Annotated in this window: 14 protein-coding genes; 11 read left to right on the forward strand and 3 right to left on the reverse strand. The window is 71.0% G+C overall.

Annotated elements, in window-relative coordinates:
* Positions 1 to 380 precede the first annotated feature (380 nt).
* From gltB to ACWC2B_RS04825, 4 genes are all read left to right on the forward strand, one after another.
* Positions 381 to 4,949 carry a glutamate synthase large subunit gene (gene gltB, locus ACWC2B_RS04810; protein ID WP_450715226.1) on the forward strand — a complete coding sequence of 1,523 codons (4,569 nt, stop codon included), beginning with the start codon at positions 381 to 383 and terminating at the stop codon, positions 4,947 to 4,949.
* Positions 4,942 to 6,402: a glutamate synthase subunit beta gene (locus ACWC2B_RS04815; protein WP_450714998.1), complete on the forward strand. Its 1,461-nt coding sequence runs from the start codon at positions 4,942 to 4,944 to the stop codon at positions 6,400 to 6,402. The genes gltB and ACWC2B_RS04815 overlap by 8 nt, the downstream gene beginning before the upstream one ends.
* A 197-nt stretch (positions 6,403 to 6,599) precedes the next feature.
* Entirely contained in the window at positions 6,600 to 6,818 is a 219-nt protein-coding gene (locus ACWC2B_RS04820; protein ID WP_450714999.1) for a hypothetical protein, read from the forward strand.
* Positions 6,819 to 6,826: 8 nt separating this feature from the next.
* On the forward strand, positions 6,827 to 7,951 hold the full coding sequence (locus tag ACWC2B_RS04825; RefSeq protein ID WP_450715000.1) for a hypothetical protein: 1,125 nt from the start codon (positions 6,827 to 6,829) through the stop codon (positions 7,949 to 7,951).
* A gap of 102 nt (positions 7,952 to 8,053) precedes the next feature.
* On the opposite strand, the gene ACWC2B_RS04830 is transcribed toward ACWC2B_RS04825, so the two are convergent.
* On the reverse strand, positions 8,054 to 8,962 hold the full coding sequence (locus ACWC2B_RS04830; protein WP_450715001.1) for a CPBP family intramembrane glutamic endopeptidase: 909 nt from the start codon (positions 8,960 to 8,962) through the stop codon (positions 8,054 to 8,056).
* A 178-nt stretch (positions 8,963 to 9,140) separates the two neighbouring features.
* On the opposite strand from ACWC2B_RS04830, the gene ACWC2B_RS04835 reads away from it, so the two are divergent.
* From ACWC2B_RS04835 to ACWC2B_RS04860, 6 genes are all read left to right on the forward strand, one after another.
* A complete protein-coding gene (locus ACWC2B_RS04835) occupies positions 9,141 to 10,316 on the forward strand; it encodes a histidine kinase (protein ID WP_450715002.1) in 1,176 nt (391 codons plus the stop codon).
* Positions 10,304 to 10,954 (forward strand): response regulator, encoded by a 651-nt coding sequence (locus tag ACWC2B_RS04840; protein WP_450715003.1) that lies wholly within the window; start codon positions 10,304 to 10,306, stop codon positions 10,952 to 10,954. Before ACWC2B_RS04835 ends, ACWC2B_RS04840 begins: the two co-directional genes overlap by 13 nt.
* Positions 10,955 to 11,291: 337 nt before the next feature.
* Positions 11,292 to 12,011, forward strand: a complete 720-nt coding sequence (locus ACWC2B_RS04845; protein WP_450715004.1) for a vWA domain-containing protein — start codon at positions 11,292 to 11,294, stop codon at positions 12,009 to 12,011.
* Entirely contained in the window at positions 12,008 to 12,571 is a 564-nt protein-coding gene (locus ACWC2B_RS04850) for a HutD/Ves family protein (RefSeq protein ID WP_450715005.1), read from the forward strand. Before ACWC2B_RS04845 ends, ACWC2B_RS04850 begins: the two co-directional genes overlap by 4 nt.
* 14 nt (positions 12,572 to 12,585) lie before the next feature.
* A complete protein-coding gene (locus ACWC2B_RS04855) occupies positions 12,586 to 13,110 on the forward strand; it encodes a pyridoxamine 5'-phosphate oxidase family protein (RefSeq protein WP_450715006.1) in 525 nt (174 codons plus the stop codon).
* 59 nt (positions 13,111 to 13,169) lie between these two features.
* Positions 13,170 to 13,889: an SDR family oxidoreductase gene (locus tag ACWC2B_RS04860; RefSeq protein WP_450715007.1), complete on the forward strand. Its 720-nt coding sequence runs from the start codon at positions 13,170 to 13,172 to the stop codon at positions 13,887 to 13,889.
* Positions 13,890 to 13,928: 39 nt separating this feature from the next.
* Here ACWC2B_RS04860 and ACWC2B_RS04865 read toward each other — a convergent pair whose 3' ends face one another.
* Both ACWC2B_RS04865 and ACWC2B_RS04870 read right to left on the reverse strand, forming a co-directional pair.
* On the reverse strand, positions 13,929 to 14,909 hold the full coding sequence (locus ACWC2B_RS04865) for an acyl-CoA dehydrogenase family protein (RefSeq protein ID WP_450715008.1): 981 nt from the start codon (positions 14,907 to 14,909) through the stop codon (positions 13,929 to 13,931).
* On the reverse strand, positions 14,906 to 16,075 hold the full coding sequence (locus ACWC2B_RS04870; protein ID WP_450715009.1) for an acyl-CoA dehydrogenase family protein: 1,170 nt from the start codon (positions 16,073 to 16,075) through the stop codon (positions 14,906 to 14,908). Before ACWC2B_RS04870 ends, ACWC2B_RS04865 begins: the two co-directional genes overlap by 4 nt.
* Positions 16,076 to 16,129: 54 nt before the next feature.
* On the opposite strand from ACWC2B_RS04870, the gene ACWC2B_RS04875 reads away from it, so the two are divergent.
* On the forward strand, positions 16,130 to 16,918 hold the full coding sequence (locus ACWC2B_RS04875) for an SDR family oxidoreductase (protein ID WP_450715010.1): 789 nt from the start codon (positions 16,130 to 16,132) through the stop codon (positions 16,916 to 16,918).
* Positions 16,919 to 16,973: the final 55 nt, after the last annotated feature.

Raw genomic sequence — 16,973 nt, forward strand, 5'->3', positions numbered from 1 at the left:
GTGACATACGTCCTGCGCGCTTTGCCGCTCCGAGCCGTAGAATGGCGGAGTATGCATAGGGCCACATAAGTAATCGTTACCCGGCGGTTTCGGATCTTTTACCGCCGGGCATAGGCCGTACACACCCAACCAGCACGCCCGGCGTGCGCCCCCGTGGGCAATGAAGCCCGCAGCCTGGGTGTCCGCATGTTGGAACGGGCTATCCGGTTCCCGAGATACGTTCCATCATGTAACCTGCACGAAATTTCGCAGAGGGCCAACGTCGTCCCTCGGCTACGCCTCCCCAAGCTCTCACCCCCAAGGTCTCGGCCTCGCCCGAGCAGGGGGACCCCAGATCGAGCAGGGAGCCCCCCATGCCACTAACGACGACGGGAGAGCCGATGCGTTCCGACGCCTGGTCGCCCATGGACGGTCGCCCCGCCCAGCAGGGGATGTACGACCCCCGTAACGAGCACGACGCCTGTGGCGTCGGGTTCGTGGCCACCCTCACCGGTGTTGCCAGCCATGAGCTGGTCGAGCAGGCCCTGACCGTACTGCGCAATCTGGAACACCGCGGTGCCACCGGCTCCGAGCCGGACTCCGGTGACGGCGCGGGCATCCTGCTCCAGGTCCCGGACGCGTTCCTGCGCGAGGTCACGGACTTCGAGCTGCCCGAGGCAGGCTCGTACGCCGTCGGTATCGCCTTCCTGCCCCTGGAGGAGACCAGCGAGGCCGTCTCAAAGATTGAGACGATCGCCGGTGAAGAGGGGCTCACCGTGCTCGGCTGGCGTGAGGTCCCCGTCACCCCGGCACTGCTCGGCAACGGCGCCCGCGCCACCATGCCCGCCTTCCGCCAGCTGTTCGTCGGTGACGGCAGCTCGTCCGGTATCGCGCTCGACCGCAAGGCCTTCGTGCTGCGCAAGCGCGCCGAGCGGGAGGCCGGTGTCTACTTCCCGTCGCTCTCCGCCCGGACCATCGTCTACAAGGGCATGCTGACCACCGGCCAGCTGGAGCCGTTCTTCCCGGACCTCTCCGACCGCCGCTGCGCCACCACCATCGCCCTCGTGCACTCGCGGTTCTCCACCAACACCTTCCCCAGCTGGCCGCTGGCCCACCCGTACCGCTTCGTCGCGCACAACGGCGAGATCAACACGGTCAAGGGCAACCGCAACTGGATGGTGGCCCGCGAGTCCCAGCTCGCCTCGAACCTCTTCAACTCCGGCGCCGGGAAGATCGACCGCATCTTCCCCGTCTGCACGCCGGACGCCTCCGACTCCGCGTCCTTCGACGAGGTGCTCGAACTCCTCCACCTCGGCGGACGCTCCCTGCCCCACTCGGTCCTGATGATGGTCCCCGAGGCGTGGGAGAACCACGAGTCGATGGACCCGGCCCGCCGCGCCTTCTACCAGTTCCACTCCACGATGATGGAGCCCTGGGACGGCCCGGCCTGCATCACCTTCACCGACGGCGTCCAGGTCGGCGCGGTCCTCGACCGCAACGGCCTGCGCCCGGGCCGGTACTGGGTGACGGACGACGGCCTCGTGGTCCTGTCCTCCGAGGTCGGCGTGCTCGACATCGACCCGGCGAAGGTCGTCCGCAAGGGCCGCCTGCAGCCCGGCAAGATGTTCCTCGTCGACACCGCCGAGCACCGCATCATCGAGGACGACGAGATCAAGGCGTCCCTCGCCGCCGAGAACCCGTACAAGGAGTGGCTGGAAGCCGGCGAGATCGAGCTGGAGGACCTGCCCGAGCGTGAGCACATCGTGCACACCCACGCCTCGGTCACCCGCCGCCAGCAGACCTTCGGCTACACCGAGGAAGAGCTCCGCGTCATCCTCGCGCCGATGGCCCGCACCGCGGGCGAGCCGCTCGGCTCCATGGGCACGGACTCGCCGATCGCCGCGCTCTCCGAGCGCCCCCGGCTGCTCTTCGACTACTTCACCCAGCTGTTCGCGCAGGTCACCAACCCGCCGCTCGACGCCATCCGCGAAGAGCTCGTGACCAGCCTGCGCTCCACGCTCGGCCCCCAGGGCAACCTCCTGGAGCCCACCGCCGCCTCGTGCCGCAGCGTCACGCTGCCCTTCCCGGTCATCGACAACGATGAGCTGGCGAAGCTGATACACATCAACGCCGACGGCGACATGCCGGGCATGAAGGCCGCCACGCTCTCCGGCCTGTACCGGGTCTCCGGCGGCGGCGACGCGCTCGCCGCCCGCATCGACGCCATCTGCAAGGAGACCGACGCCGCGATCGAGGACGGCGCCCGCCTGATCGTCCTGTCCGACCGGCACTCCGACGCCGAGCACGCGCCGATCCCCTCGCTGCTGCTCACCGCCGCCGTCCACCACCACCTCATCCGCACCAAGCAGCGCACCCAGGTGGGCCTGCTCGTCGAGGCCGGCGACGTCCGCGAGGTGCACCACGTCGCGCTGCTCATCGGGTACGGTGCCGCGGCGGTCAACCCGTACCTCGCCATGGAGTCCGTCGAGGACCTGGTCCGGGCCGGCACCTTCATCGAGGGCCTGGAGCCCGAGCAGGCCATCCGCAACCTGATCTACGCGCTCGGCAAGGGCGTCCTGAAGGTCATGTCCAAGATGGGCATCTCGACGGTCGCCTCCTACCGCGGCGCGCAGGTCTTCGAGGCCGTCGGTCTCGAAGAGGCCTTCGTCCAGAAGTACTTCATCGGCACCGCGACGAAGATCGGCGGTGCGGGCCTGGACGTGGTCGCACGCGAGGTCGCCGCCCGCCACGCCAAGGCCTACCCCGCCTCCGGCGTCCCCTCGGCGCACCGCGCCCTGGAGATCGGCGGCGAGTACCAGTGGCGCCGCGAGGGCGAGCCGCACCTGTTCGACCCGGAGACGGTCTTCCGCCTCCAGCACGCCACGCGCAACAAGCGGTACGACATCTTCAAGCAGTACACGGACCGCGTGAACGAGCAGTCCGAGCGCCTCATGACGCTGCGCGGCCTGTTCGGCTTCAAGTCCGCGGACCGGCAGCCGATCCCGATCGACGAGGTCGAGCCCGTCTCCGAGATCGTCAAGCGCTTCTCGACCGGCGCCATGTCGTACGGCTCCATCTCGCGCGAGGCGCACGAGACGCTCGCCATCGCCATGAACCAGCTGGGCGGCAAGTCCAACACCGGTGAGGGCGGCGAGGACGCGGACCGTCTGTACGACCCGGCGCGCCGCTCCTCCATCAAGCAGGTCGCCTCCGGCCGCTTCGGCGTGACCAGCGAGTACCTGGTCAACGCGGACGACATCCAGATCAAGATGGCCCAGGGCGCCAAGCCCGGCGAGGGCGGCCAGCTGCCCGGCCACAAGGTCTACCCGTGGGTCGCCAAGACCCGGCACTCCACCCCGGGCGTCGGCCTCATCTCGCCGCCGCCGCACCACGACATCTACTCCATCGAGGACCTGGCTCAACTGATCCACGACCTCAAGAACGCCAACCCGGCCGCGCGCATCCACGTGAAGCTCGTGTCCGAGGTCGGCGTCGGGACCGTGGCCGCGGGTGTCTCCAAGGCCCACGCGGACGTCGTCCTCATCTCCGGCCACGACGGCGGAACGGGCGCTTCCCCGCTCACGTCGCTCAAGCACGCCGGTGGACCTTGGGAGTTGGGCCTCGCGGAGACGCAGCAGACCCTTCTCCTCAACGGCCTGCGCGACCGCATCGTCGTCCAGACCGACGGCCAGCTCAAGACCGGCCGCGACGTGATCATCGCCGCGCTGCTCGGCGCCGAGGAGTTCGGTTTCGCGACCGCGCCGCTCGTCGTCTCCGGCTGCGTCATGATGCGCGTCTGCCACCTGGACACCTGCCCGGTCGGCATCGCCACCCAGAACCCGGTCCTGCGCGACCGCTTCTCGGGCAAGCCCGAATTCGTCGTGAACTTCTTCGAGTTCATCGCCGAAGAGGTCCGCGAGATCCTGGCCGAGCTCGGCTTCCGTACGATCGAGGAGGCCGTCGGCCACGCCGAACTCCTCGACACCGACCGGGCCGTGACCCACTGGAAGGCCCAGGGCCTCGACCTGGAGCCGCTGTTCTACGTGCCCGAACTGCCCGAGGGCGCCGTGCGCCACGCGGTGATCGAGCAGGACCACGGCCTGGCGAAGGCGCTGGACAACGAGCTGATCAAGCTCGCCGCCGACGCCCTTGAGGCCGAGTCCGCCGAGGCCGCCCAGCCGGTCCGCGCGCAGATCGCGATCCGCAACATCAACCGGACCGTGGGCACCATGCTCGGCCACGAGGTGACGAAGAGGTTCGGCGGTGCGGGCCTGCCCGACGACACCATCGACATCACCTTCACCGGCTCGGCCGGGCAGTCCTTCGGCGCCTTCGTGCCGCGCGGTGTGACGCTGCGCCTGGAGGGCGACGCCAACGACTACGTCGGCAAGGGCCTCTCCGGGGGCCGCGTCATCGTCCGCCCGGACCGGGGCGCCGACCACCTCGCCGAGTACTCGACGATCGCGGGCAACACCATCGCGTACGGCGCGACCGGCGGTGAGCTGTTCCTGCGCGGCCGCACCGGCGAGCGCTTCTGCGTCCGCAACTCGGGTGCCCTCGTGGTCTCGGAGGGCGTGGGCGACCACGGCTGCGAGTACATGACCGGCGGCCACGCGGTCGTCCTCGGCGAGACCGGGCGCAACTTCGCGGCCGGCATGTCCGGCGGCATCGCCTACGTGATCGACCTGGACCGGGACAACGTCAACTCCGGGAACCTGAACGCCATCGAGACACCGAGCGACACCGACAAGCAGTGGCTGCACGACGTCGTGCGCCGCCACTTCGAGGAGACCGGCTCGACGGTCGCCGAGAAGCTGCTCGCCGACTGGTCCGTGAACGTGGACCGCTTCAGCAAGATCATCCCGACCACGTACAAGGCAGTGCTCGCCGCCAAGGACGCCGCTGAGCTCGCCGGTCTCTCCGAGCAGGAGACCACCGAGAAGATGATGGAGGCGGCGACCAATGGCTGACCCCAAGGGCTTCCTGACCACCGGCCGCGAGGTCGCCAAGACCCGCCCGGTGGGCGAGCGCCTCAAGGACTGGAACGAGGTCTACGTTCCCGGTTCGCTGCTGCCGATCATCAGCAAGCAGGCCGGGCGCTGCATGGACTGCGGCATCCCGTTCTGCCACAACGGCTGTCCGCTGGGGAACCTGATCCCCGAGTGGAACGACTACGCCTACCGCGAGGACTGGCGGGCCGCCTCCGAGCGCCTGCACGCCACGAACAACTTCCCGGAGTTCACCGGGCGGCTGTGCCCGGCTCCCTGCGAGTCGGCGTGCGTGCTCGGCATCAACCAGCCCGCCGTCACCATCAAGAACGTCGAAGTCTCGATCATCGACAAGGCGTGGGACACGGGCGACGTCAAGCCGCAGGCGCCCGAGCGCCTCTCCGGCAAGACCGTCGCGGTCATCGGCTCGGGCCCGGCGGGCCTGGCCGCCGCCCAGCAGCTGACCCGGGCCGGACACACGGTCGCCGTGTACGAGCGCGCCGACCGCATCGGCGGCCTGCTGCGCTACGGCATCCCCGAGTTCAAGATGGAGAAGGTGCACATCAACCGCCGCATCGAGCAGATGCGCGCGGAGGGCACCAAGTTCCGTACCGAGGTCGAGATCGGCCGGGACATCGACGCCGCGAAGCTGCGCAAGCGCTACGACGCCGTCGTCATCGCGGCCGGCGCCACGGTCTCGCGCGACCTGCCGGTCCCGGGCCGCGAACTGAACGGCATCCACTTCGCGATGGAGTACCTGCCGCTCGCCAACAAGGTGCAGGAGGGCGACTTCGTGGCGCCCCCGATCACCGCCGAGGGCAAGCACGTCGTCGTCATCGGCGGCGGCGACACCGGCGCGGACTGCGTGGGCACCGCCCACCGCCAGGGCGCGGCCTCCGTCACCCAGCTGGAGATCATGCCCAAGCCGGGCGAGGAGCGGAACCCGGGCCAGCCCTGGCCGACGTTCCCCATGCTCTACAAGGTGACCTCCGCGCACGAGGAGGGCGGCGAGCGCGTCTACTCGGTGTCGACCACCCACTTCGAGGGCGACGAGGACGGCAACGTCCAGTTCCTGCACCTCGTCGAGGTCGAGTTCGTCGACGGCAAGCTGACCCAGAAGCCGGGCACGGAGCGCAGGATCCCCGCCCAGCTGGTCACCCTCGCCATGGGCTTCACCGGCACCGACCAGTCCAACGGCCTGGTGGCGCAGTTCGGCCTGGCGCTCGACGAGCGCGGCAACGTCGCGCGTGACGCGGACTTCGCGACCAACGTCGACGGCGTGTTCGTCGCCGGTGACGCGGGCCGCGGCCAGTCCCTGATCGTCTGGGCGATCGCCGAGGGCCGCTCCGCGGCACGCGGCGTCGACCGCTACCTGACCGGCGCGAGCGACCTGCCCGCCCCGATCCGCCCCACGGACCGCGCGCTCACCGTCTGACGCCCCCGGGTCCAGTACCCCTCATACGTCCCGTACAACGACGTGCGGAACTGACCGGCGCCCGCCCCACTGTCCCCGACCGGACGACTGGGCGGGCGCCGCGGCGTGTTCGGGCCGCGGCCCGCGCCACGTATTGACTATTAGTCAATTGCGCTCCAGTCTCGGGACGAGCCGCCGTCCGTCACCGGGAGGATCCGTTGAGCAACGAAGCGCTGTCGCAGTTGAGTACGGAGCTGGGAGCCGCGCCGCCGGACTCCCTCACCGAGCTGACGGAGGATCAACTCGCTTTCCTGGCAGGCGCGTTGCGTAAGGAGCGCGAGAGTCGTGCGGCTGGTCTCGGCGAGGCCGCCGAAGAGGCCCTGAAGCTGGTGCCCGCCCTGGCCCGCGGCCCCGTCCGCCGCATCCTCTTCAAGTGAGGTCGGCCATGGACAAGCTCCGCAACCGCGCCGAGACCGAGAAGATCGCGGCCCTGCTCGACGAGCGCCCCGAGCACCTGGCCTTCCTGGCCGCGCTGCCCACCGAGGACCTGCGGAAGCTCCGCGAACAGGCGGTGGCCGCGCTGTTCGACGGGGCGCCCGACATGCTGGACCGCATAGCGAAGGCGACCAAACTCGTCCCGGCCGGGGTAGCCGCAGCCATCTCACAAAAGGCACTCGGCCCACGCCTGGCCGCCGCCGTAGCGGGCCGCCTCGAACCGGCCCGGGCCGCCGACATCATCGAGAAACTCCCCGTCGCGTTCACCGCCGCGTCCTGCGCCCACCTGGACCCGCGCCGCATCGCGGGCATCGTCGACCGCCTCGACGAGAACCTGCTCGTACGCATCTCGGTCACCCTTGCCGAGCGCGGAGACCACCTCACCATGGGCCGCTTCGTCGGCCATCTGCGCGACTCGGCGCTGACCCGCATCCTGCCGCAGGTCGACGACGCGGTGGTGCTGCGCACGGGTTTCGCGGTGGACCAGCCCCAACGCCTCGGCAGGATCATCGAGTTGATGGGCGAGGAGAGGCTGGCCCAGGTCATCGCGTCGGCGGCCGACGGCCTGTGGCCCGAGGCCCTCGCGGTGGCCGGCATGGTGACGGGGGACCAGCGCGCCCGGATCGCCACCCTGGCCGCGCGCCAGCCGCAGGACCGACTGGACACACTGGTACGGACGGTGGCCGACCAGGACCTGTGGGAGTCGCTGCTCCCGCTGGTGGCCCTGCTGAGCGAGGAGGACCGCCGGGCGGTGGCAGTACTGCCCTCCCTCACGGACCCGGCGGTCCTCGCCGGAATAGTCCCCGCGGTGGTGGCGACCGCCCTGTGGGCGGAGTTCCTCCCGCTGGTGGAGGTGCTGCCCGAGGAATCCCGCAAGGTGGTGGCGGACGCGGCGGGCACCCTGTCGGACGAGGACCTGGACGCCCTGACGAGAGAGGTGGACAAACAGAACCTGTGGGAACTGGTCCTGCCCTTGGTCGAGTTGATGGAGGACGAGGCGAAACAGCGAATCTTCGCGCTGCCGGCTTTCCAGGAGCAACCAGAAGGTCCTGCTGGAGCGTCACCAGGGCTCTGAGCGGGAGGTCAGGGGAAAGCTGTCCGGCGTGACAGTCACGCTGCGCCGGGCAGCGCGCGGGGTTTCGGTGAAGGAGACCTACGCTTCTCGGTCACCGCTTCGTCAAGTCGCCGCTCCGGACCGTGACCAGTGCGCGCCGGGCCGCGCCGTCGCCGAGCGCATGGTCCCGGCGCGCCGTCGGTAGGTGAGCCAGATGCCAAGCACGGCGAGGGCGCTCGCCGGCCAGGTCGAGATGCTCAGCGGCCCGGCGAGCAGCGGATCGACGAGGTCACCTGAGACGTCGTGGGTCAGCGGCAGCGCGAACTCGTTGAGCGACAGGTGCGCCGCGACGGCCGCCCACACCGACCCGGTGACCAGCCGGACGGAGGCGATCACCGTTCCGAGCAGCATGGCGGTCACCACGGCGACTGGTATGCCCAGCAGCACCGAGTGGCCGGGGTAGCTTCCGCCGAGCGCGGTCATCGGGACGTGCCATGCCCCCCAGATCGCGCCGCCGATCAGTAGGCCGCGGGGCCTGCCGTGGCGTAGCAACCGGGGCAGCAGGTAGCCCTGCCAGCCGAGTTCCTCGCCGAAGTACAGCGGAATGGACACCAGCGCGCTCAGCATGAGCGGTGTGATGACGGCGGGCCCGGGCAGGTGCGCGGGGATGTACCAGTCGGCGAGCGTGGCCACCATCAGGCCGGCGGCGGTGAGGCCGAGCGGGATCGTGAGTGCGATCGCGGCGCAGTGGACTTCGTGCCGCCACGGTGTGACCCTGGCCAGTCCGAGGACCCGCACGGCCTCGCGCGGCCCTCGGCGGCGCGCGGTGAGGCCGAAGGCGGTCAGCGCCGGCACCAGCATCATGAGGATCATGCACAGCGCCGCGAGCCGGGGAGTCCCCTGCGCGGCGCTCGTCCGACGGAGGCCGTCGAGCCAGAGCGGGATCATAGTGATCCACGCCCCAGCAAAGCTGATTGCCAGGAAGGGGACGAGACCGCGGTGCGAGCAGCCCGGGGTGTTCGTTCGTTTCATGGCTGTGACGCTACGAACCGCGACGTGACGGAGGCGATCGTGCACGCTCGCCGACCAATGGTGTAGCGCGCACCACTGCGCCGGGAGGCCTGGGAGGGGAAGAGTGGCCGACGTGAATGTGTTCTCGATTGCGCGAGTGAGCGTGGCGCGTTCGGCCCATGCCGCCGGATACTGTGCGGTGGCGTTCATCCGCGGATTGACCCTGGTCGTGCTGGTGCCCGTGCTGATGTACTCGGCCGTGCTCTGCATGGTGGGCGTGGGCCTGCTCGTCCTGCCGTTCGAACTCCGGCTACTGCGCTGGCTGGCCGACGGCGAACGCGACCGGCTGGGACGGTGGGCGGCGACCACAACGGCAGCCGGACCGCACGCGCGACGGCGCCTGATGGCGGCGCTGTCGGATCCGGCGACCGGCCGCGACCTGCGCTGGGCTCCCGGCATGATGGTCACAGGCACCACGCTCGGCCTCATTGGCGCGGCGCTGTTCCTGTTCCCGGCGGCCGTGCTCGTACTCGTGTGTTTGTGGTGGCTGTTCCCCGAGGACGAGCCGATCAGGCTGATTCTGAACATCCCGATCGACGGCTGGGCGTCCGCGGTCTACGCCGGAGTGCCTCAGCTTCTGCTGAGTGTGCTGCTCGCCCTGTTCGGCCCACCCCTGCTGGCCAGGCTGGCGGCGTCTGTGAGCCGCTGGCTGCTCGCCCCTTCGGCCGCCGCGATCCTCGCCGAGCGCGTGTCAACGCTGGACCGGACGCGCACCGGGGCGATCAACGCGCACGGCAGTGAGCTGCGCCGCATCGAGCGGGACCTGCACGACGGCACCCAAGCACGGCTGGTGTCCCTCGCCATGCAGATCGGGCTCGCCGAGCGGACGCTCGGCTCCAACCCCGCAGCGGTGGGCCCGCTGTTGGCCCAGGCGCGGGAGGGCACCGAGGAGGCGATGGCCGAGCTGCGCGACGTGCTGCGCTCCGTCTACCCGCCGATCCTCGCCGACCGGGGCCTCACCGGCGCGGTCTCGGCGGTCGTTGCGCGCTGCCCGATACCCGCCACTGCGGAACTCGGCGAACTCGGCGACGTACCGGCGCAGGTCGAGGTCGCCGTGTACTTCGCCGTCACCGAGGCGCTCACCAACGCGGCCAAGCACGGCGACGCCGGTTCCGTGTCGGTCACCCTGACCAGGGCCGGCGGCACGGTCCGCGCGGAGATCACCGACGACGGCCGGGGCGGGGCAGCCGAGGGCCGTGGCACCGGGTTGCGCGGCATGCGACAGCGCGTCGAGGCGGTTGACGGCGGGCTGTGGGTGCAGAGCCCGCCAGGCGGGCCAACAGTGATCACCGTGGAGTGCCCGTGCGCATCCTGATCGCCGAGGACAACGCGCTGCTCGCGCAGGGACTTTCCGCGATGCTGGAGGCCCTGGGGAACGAGGTGGTCGCCACGACCGAGGACGCCGAGTCCTTCGTGACGGCCGCTGTCGCACACCGGCCGGACGTGGCCGTGGTGGACGTCCGCCTCCCTCCGTCCTTCACCGACGAGGGCATCAGAGCCGCACTGCGCGCCAGGAAACGTGTCCCCGGCCTCCCGATCCTCGTGCTCTCCCAGTACGTCGAGGACACCTATGCCCGAGAGCTACTCGCCGACGGCACCGGCGTCGGCTACCTGCTCAAGGACCGGGTCGCCCGCATCGACGACTTCCTTGAGGCGCTGTACCGGGTGGCGGCCGGTGGCACAGCGCTGGACCCCGACGTGGTCCGGCAGTTGCTTGCGACGCGCGGCAGCCCCCTGACACGGCTCACCGAGCGCGAACGCGAAGTACTCGCGATGATGGCCCAGGGATACGGGAACTCTGAGATCGCCGATCGCTTCGTCGTCACCGAGCGGGCCGTGCACAAGCACATCGGGAACATTTTCGTGAAGCTCGACCTCCCCCCTGAGGACAGCGGCCACCGGCGCGTCCTCGCAGTTCTCACCTACCTCGGCGCCCCCCAGCGCGAATCCTGACGTCCGGGATCAGACCCGCCCCGGGTGGGCTCAAGAGCGCATGCCGCCAAGGAGCGCGGGGGGCTGTGACATGTGCGGCTCCGCCGCGATGTGGGTCCCCCTGTTCATGGGGTGGTCCCCCGCTCAAGCGAAGCCGAGAGTGAGGGAGAAGTCGAGAACTTGGGGGAGCGACCCGCCACGGAAGGCCCGCGGACGAACATCCGCACCCCCAGCGGAGCGCCCCGGCGCCGGACGCCAGAAACGCCCCGGCCGGCCGGGGCTGCCCGGGGCAAGCCGGACCCACCCCGCATCGCGTAACCTCGGCACTCCCGACCCCGTCGGAACGGAGACGAGGCGCATGCCCGCACTGTCCCTCCGAAACGTGGAGGAGACCGCGCCCGCGCTCGTCTCCCTCTACAAGAGCGCCGCCGTGTCCCTGGAGAAGCACGGGCTCGACGACGAGACCGCCGCCGTCTACCTGGTCGTCGACTACTCCGGCTCGATGCGCCCGTACTTCAAGAACGGCAGCGTGCAGGCGCTCGCCGACCGGGTGTTGGGCCTCTCCGCCCACCTCGACGACGACGGCCGCGTGCCGGTGGTCTTCTTCTCCACCGGCATCGACGCCGAGACGGAGATCGCCCTGGAGAACCACCACGGGCGCATCGAGCGCATCGTCGCCAACCTCGGCCACATGGGCCGCACCAACTACCACGTGGCGATGGACGCGGTCATCGACCACTACCTGGAGAGCGGCGCGGACGCCCCCGCGCTCGTCGTCTTCCAGACGGACGGCGGCCCCAGCAGCCGCCTCGCGGCCGAGCGGTACGTCTGCAAGGCGGCCACGCTGCCGATGTTCTGGCAGTTCATCGGCTTCGGAGACCCTCGCAGCCACCAGTTCGACTTCCTGCGCAGACTCGATGAACTGGCCGTCCCCCAATACCGCTGCGTCGACAACGCCGGGTTCTTCGCCGCCGGGACCGACCCGCGCAGGGTGAGCGACGCCCAGCTCTACGACCGGCTGCTCGGCGAGTTCCCGCACTGGCTGCGCGCCGCCCGCGCGGAAGGGATCGTGCGTTGAAGGTGTCGCGGGCCGCCGCCAGGCAAGCCGTGCCGTGGAAGAACGGCGGCGGGGTGACGCGGGGCATCGCCGCCCACCCCGAAGGTGCGGGAACGGGGGACTTCGAGTGGCGGGTCAGCCTCGCGGAGGTCGGCGCGGACGGTCCGTTCTCCGGGTTTCCCGGCGTGGACCGGATCCTCACCGTCGTCGAGGGCGCCGGAATGGACCTCACCGTGGACGGTCAACGGCGCCTGGTGGACGAGCCGTTCGTGCCCCAGCGCTTCCCCGGCGACGCCCCCACCGACTGCCGCCTCCTGGCCGGGCCCGTCGTCAACTTCAACGTGATGTTCCGCAGGGGCCACCCCGCCCCGGCGGTCGCCGTGGTGCGGGGCGACCTGACGGTCACCGGGCCCGCACTGGTCGTCGCTCTCGACGCGCCCGCACGCGTCGACGGCGTACGCCTCGGCCCGTACGACGCGGTCCTGACCGACGAGGGCGCCGCGGTCGTCCGGGCCGAGGGGCATGCGGCCGTCGTCACCCTGCCGGCGCGGCAATCCGGACAGGAGATGTCGGGTATCTGAGGTTTCCTGCAGCCATGGCAACCAAGGAGACAGGAACCAAGGCGGTCGGCTGGAGCGAGTTCCGGCGGGCCGAGGCGCAGTTCGCCGAGCTCGTCGAGGAGCGGTTCCAGAAGTACAAGCACCATGTCCTGGCCACCCTGCGCAAGGACGGATCGCCCCGGGTGACCGGTCTGGAGGTGGACTTCCGGGACGGCGAGCTGTGGCTCGGCATGATGCCGAACTCGATGAAGGTCCTCGACCTGCGCCGCGACCCGCGCTTCTCGGTGCAGGCCAACCCCGGCCCCGACGCGGAGATGACCGATGGCGACGTACGGATCAGCGGACGAGCCCTGGAGGTCACCGACCCGGCGGTCAAGGCGGCCTACGCCGCGCAGGTGGAGCCGCCCGAGCCGTTCCACCTCTTCCGCGGCGAGCTGACCGAGGTCGTACATACGGGTCTGGACAACGACGAACTGGTCGTACGCGCCTGGCGACCCGGCACCGCGCTGCGCACGCTGCGGCGCGGCAACAGTGAGGAGAGCCTGCGCGAAGACGCCTGAGGAGCGGGCCGCTACAGTCGCCCTGGGCACGCGACGGGTTCGAGAATCCAGGGGATTTCATGAGCAGCGAGCACAACAACGGCCCGGTCACCCTCGTCACCGGCGGGGCGAGCGGGATCGGCGCCGCGACCGTCCGGCGCCTCGTGGACGGCGGGCACCGGGTGGCCGTCACGGGCCGCGACCAGGCGAGGCTGGATGCCTTCGCGGCCGAACTAGGCGCGGGGGAGGGGGTGTTGGCGATGGCCGCCGACACCACCGACCTCGCGTCGATCGGCGCCGCGGTCGAGGCGACCGTCAAGAACTTCGGGCGGCTCGACCACGTCGTCGCCAACGCCGGGTTCTCCACGCACGACAACCTCGCCGACGGCGACCCCGACCACTGGCGCGAGATGCTCCTGGTGAACGTGCTCGGCCCGGCAGTCCTGGTGAAGGCCGCGCTGCCCGCGCTCACCGAGAGCGGCGGCCGCATCGTGATGGTGGGCAGCACGGCGGGCATCAAGAACACGCCCGGCAACATGTACTCGGTGACCAAAGGCGCGCTGACCTCGCTCGCCGAGAACACCCGCGTCCTGGTCACCGGCTCGGGCGTCGGCGTGACGCTGGTCGCGCCGGGCCGCGTGGACAGCCCGTTCTGGTCGAGCCACCCGACGGGCGTCGTCCCGGACGGCCCCGCGATGACCCCGGACCACGTGGCCGAGGCGATCGTGTGGACGCTGGCGCAGCCGTCCGGGGTCGAGGTGAATTCCGTGGTGGTCCGCCCCACGGGCCAGCTCCACTGACGCCCGGCCGGCCCGGCTCGCGACGGTCACGCCGACCGTTCAGCCTCCCAGCACCGCAGCCCGGCACTCGCTCGGCGAACCCCACGCATCCCTCAGCGGACGTGCCTTCCGCAGCCACAGCGACAGGTCGAGCTCCTGCGTGTAGCCCACCGCGCCGTGCAGTTGCAGCGCGGTGCGGGCGGCGGCGTAGGCGGCCTCCCCGGTCGTCACCTTCGCCGCGGCCACATCACCGGGCGCGAGCGAAAGGGCAGCCCCGTACAGCAGCGGCCGGGCGAACTCCACCGCGACCAGCGTGTCCGCGAGCCGGTGCTTGACCGCCTGGAAGGAGCCGATGGGCGTCCCGAACTGAGTGCGCTGCTTGACGTACGCCACGGTCCGGGCGAGCAGCGCCTCGGCGATCCCGAGGCACTGGCCTGCCGCGGCGAGCCGCGCCCAGCCGCTGGCGTACGCGACAGCCTCCGCCAACTGGGGCCCGGTGGCGAGGAGTTCACCGCCGGGCAGGGGGCGGGCGAGGCGCCGTGCCGGATCGGCCGAGGGCTGGACAGGGCCGTGGCCCGGGGCGAGCCGCACCTCGTGGCCGGTCACCGTGAGGACCACATCCGCCGCGTCCGCGTCGAGCGCGTACGGGCCCGCGCCCGGGAACAGCACGCTCGCCACGCAGGCGCCCGAGACCAGCCCCGGCAGCAGCCGCTTGGCCGGCCCCTCCTCGCCGAGCTCCGCGAGCCGGGCGAGGAGGGCGGACGCCGCGACCGTCTCCACGAGCGGCCCCGGCACCGCGTGCCGCCCCAACTCCACGCAGGCGACGGCCAGCTCGACGGTGAGCGGCCCGACACCCTCGTACGCCTCGGGCGCGGCAAGCGCGAACACCCCGGCCTCGGCGACCCGGGACCACAGGGCGCGCCCGGGCCCCGCGTCCCCCGCGCCCCAGGCCCGTACTGCCGAGGGGGTGTCGGCGGCGGTCAGCATCGCGTCCAGGGAACGGGCGAAGTCGAGCTGTTCCGGGGTGAGCAGGAACCTCATCGGCGGCCCTTCGGCAGGCCGAGCAGGCGCTCGGCGATGATGTCGCGCTGGATCTCGTTCGTCCCCGCGTAGATCGGACCGGCCAGAGAGAAGACGTAGCTCTCGGCCCAACTGCCGTTCGCCGGCGCCTCGTCGGCCTCGTCGGACAGTGCGCCGTACGGGCCGAGCAGGTCGAGCGCGGTCTCGTGCAGAGCGATGTCGTACTCCGACCAGAACACCTTGTTCAGGCTCGACTCGGCGCCGATGGTCTCGCCCGCCGCGAAGCGGGAGGCGTTCGCGCAGGTGAACAGCTGATAGGCGCGCGCCCCGATCACCGCGTCCGCGACCCGGTCGCGCAGCGCGGTGTCCGCCGGGTCGCCCGCCGTGCGCCACAGCTCCACGAGCCGCGCGGCCGAGGCGAGGAAGCGGCCGGGGGAGCGCAGCATCAGGCCGCGCTCGTTGCCGGTCGTCGACATGGCGATCCGCCAGCCCGCGCCCGCCTCGCCGATCACGTCCTCGTCCGGCACGAAGACACCGTCGAGGAACAGCTCGGCGAAGGCCGGCTTGCCGTCGAGGCGCCCGATGGGGCGGACCGTCACGCCGGGCGCCCGCAGGTCGAACATCAGACAGGTCAGGCCCTGGTGCGGCTTGGCCGCGTCCGGATCCGTACGGAAGATGCCGAAGGCGCGATCGGCGAACGCGGCCCGCGACGACCACGTCTTCTGCCCCGAAAGCAGCCAACCCCCTTGCGTGCGCACGGCTTTGGAGCGCAGCGAGGCGAGGTCCGAACCGGCCTCCGGCTCGGACCAGGCCTGCGCCCAGATCGTCGCACCGCTCGCCATGTCCGGCAGGATCCGCGCGCGCTGCTCGGGCGTCGCGTGGTCGAACAGGGTGGGCGCGAGCAGGTTGATCCCGTTCTGGGAGACGCGGCCCGGGCCGCCCGCCGCGAAGTACTCCTCCTCGAAGATCAGCCACTTGAAGATGTCGACGCCCCGGCCCCCGTACTCCTCGGGCCACGACACCACCGACCAGCGGTCCGCGTACAAGCGCGCCTCCCACTCCCGGTGCGCGGCGAAACCCGCCTCGGTCTCCAGGGAGGGGAGCGGAGAGGCCGGGACGTGGGCGGCGAGCCAGTCGCGCGCCTCGGCCCGGAAGGCCTCCTGGTCGGGCGTGGGGTCCAGGTCCATGGGTACGGCACACCATCCTTCCCTAACAAGTGTTTGGTAGGTTAACGTGGCGCCGTGACGGACAACAAGGCTCAGTACGTGCCGGGCCACGGCCTGCTCGACGGCCGCACCGCCGTCGTCACGGCGGCGGCCGGCGCCGGGATCGGCGGCGCCACCGCCCGCAGGCTCCTCGAAGAGGGCGCCCGCGTCGTCATCGGCGACGCCCACGCCCGCCGCCTCAAGGAGACCGAGCAGGCGCTCGCCGACGAATTCGGCGCGCACCGCATCGCTTCCGTCCCCTGCGACGTGACCGACGAACAACAGGTCGCCGCCCTCTTCGCACGCGCCGCCCACGAACACGGCGGACTCGACATCGTCGTCAACAACGCGGGACTTGGCGGCACCTGCCCGCTCGTCGACATGACCGACGACGCGTGGTCCAAGGTCCTCGACGTCACCCTGAACGGCACCTTCCGCTGTACGAGGGCGGCCCTCCGCTCCTTCAAGGAGTCCGGCCGGGGCGGCGTGATCGTCAACAACGCGTCCGTCGTCGGCTGGCGCGCCCAGGCGGGCCAGGCCCACTACGCCGCCGCCAAGGCCGGCGTCATGGCGCTCACCCGGTGCGCGGCGATCGAGGCCGCCGAGTTCGGCGTGCGGGTCAACGCGGTCGCGCCCAGCCTCGCCATGCACCCGCACCTGGTGAAGGTGACCTCCGCCGAACTCCTCGAAGAACTCACCGCCCGCGAGGCGTTCGGCCGCTACGCCGAACCCTGGGAGGTCGCCAACGTCATCGTGTTCCTGGCCAGCGGCTACTCCTCGTACCTGACCGGCGAGGTCGTCTCCGTCAGCAGCCAGCACGCCTAGGGGGTGTCCGATGGGTCATGGCCGGGGCCGCGACGCCTGGCACGGCACCTCGCCG

It is taken from the genome of Streptomyces sp. NPDC001415 (assembly GCF_053597395.1).

Coding starts and splice junctions, on each gene's coding strand:
- ACWC2B_RS04825 (WP_450715000.1), top strand. CDS start 6,827: ATGGACAAGCTCCGCAACCGCGCCGAGACCGAGAAGATCGCGGCCCTG.
- ACWC2B_RS04855 (WP_450715006.1), top strand. CDS start 12,586: ATGGCAACCAAGGAGACAGGAACCAAGGCGGTCGGCTGGAGCGAGTTC.
- ACWC2B_RS04845 (WP_450715004.1), top strand. CDS start 11,292: ATGCCCGCACTGTCCCTCCGAAACGTGGAGGAGACCGCGCCCGCGCTC.
- ACWC2B_RS04870 (WP_450715009.1), bottom strand. CDS start 16,075: ATGGACCTGGACCCCACGCCCGACCAGGAGGCCTTCCGGGCCGAGGCG.
- ACWC2B_RS04865 (WP_450715008.1), bottom strand. CDS start 14,909: ATGAGGTTCCTGCTCACCCCGGAACAGCTCGACTTCGCCCGTTCCCTG.
- ACWC2B_RS04860 (WP_450715007.1), top strand. CDS start 13,170: ATGAGCAGCGAGCACAACAACGGCCCGGTCACCCTCGTCACCGGCGGG.
- gltB (WP_450715226.1), top strand. CDS start 381: ATGCGTTCCGACGCCTGGTCGCCCATGGACGGTCGCCCCGCCCAGCAG.
- ACWC2B_RS04830 (WP_450715001.1), bottom strand. CDS start 8,962: ATGAAACGAACGAACACCCCGGGCTGCTCGCACCGCGGTCTCGTCCCC.
- ACWC2B_RS04815 (WP_450714998.1), top strand. CDS start 4,942: ATGGCTGACCCCAAGGGCTTCCTGACCACCGGCCGCGAGGTCGCCAAG.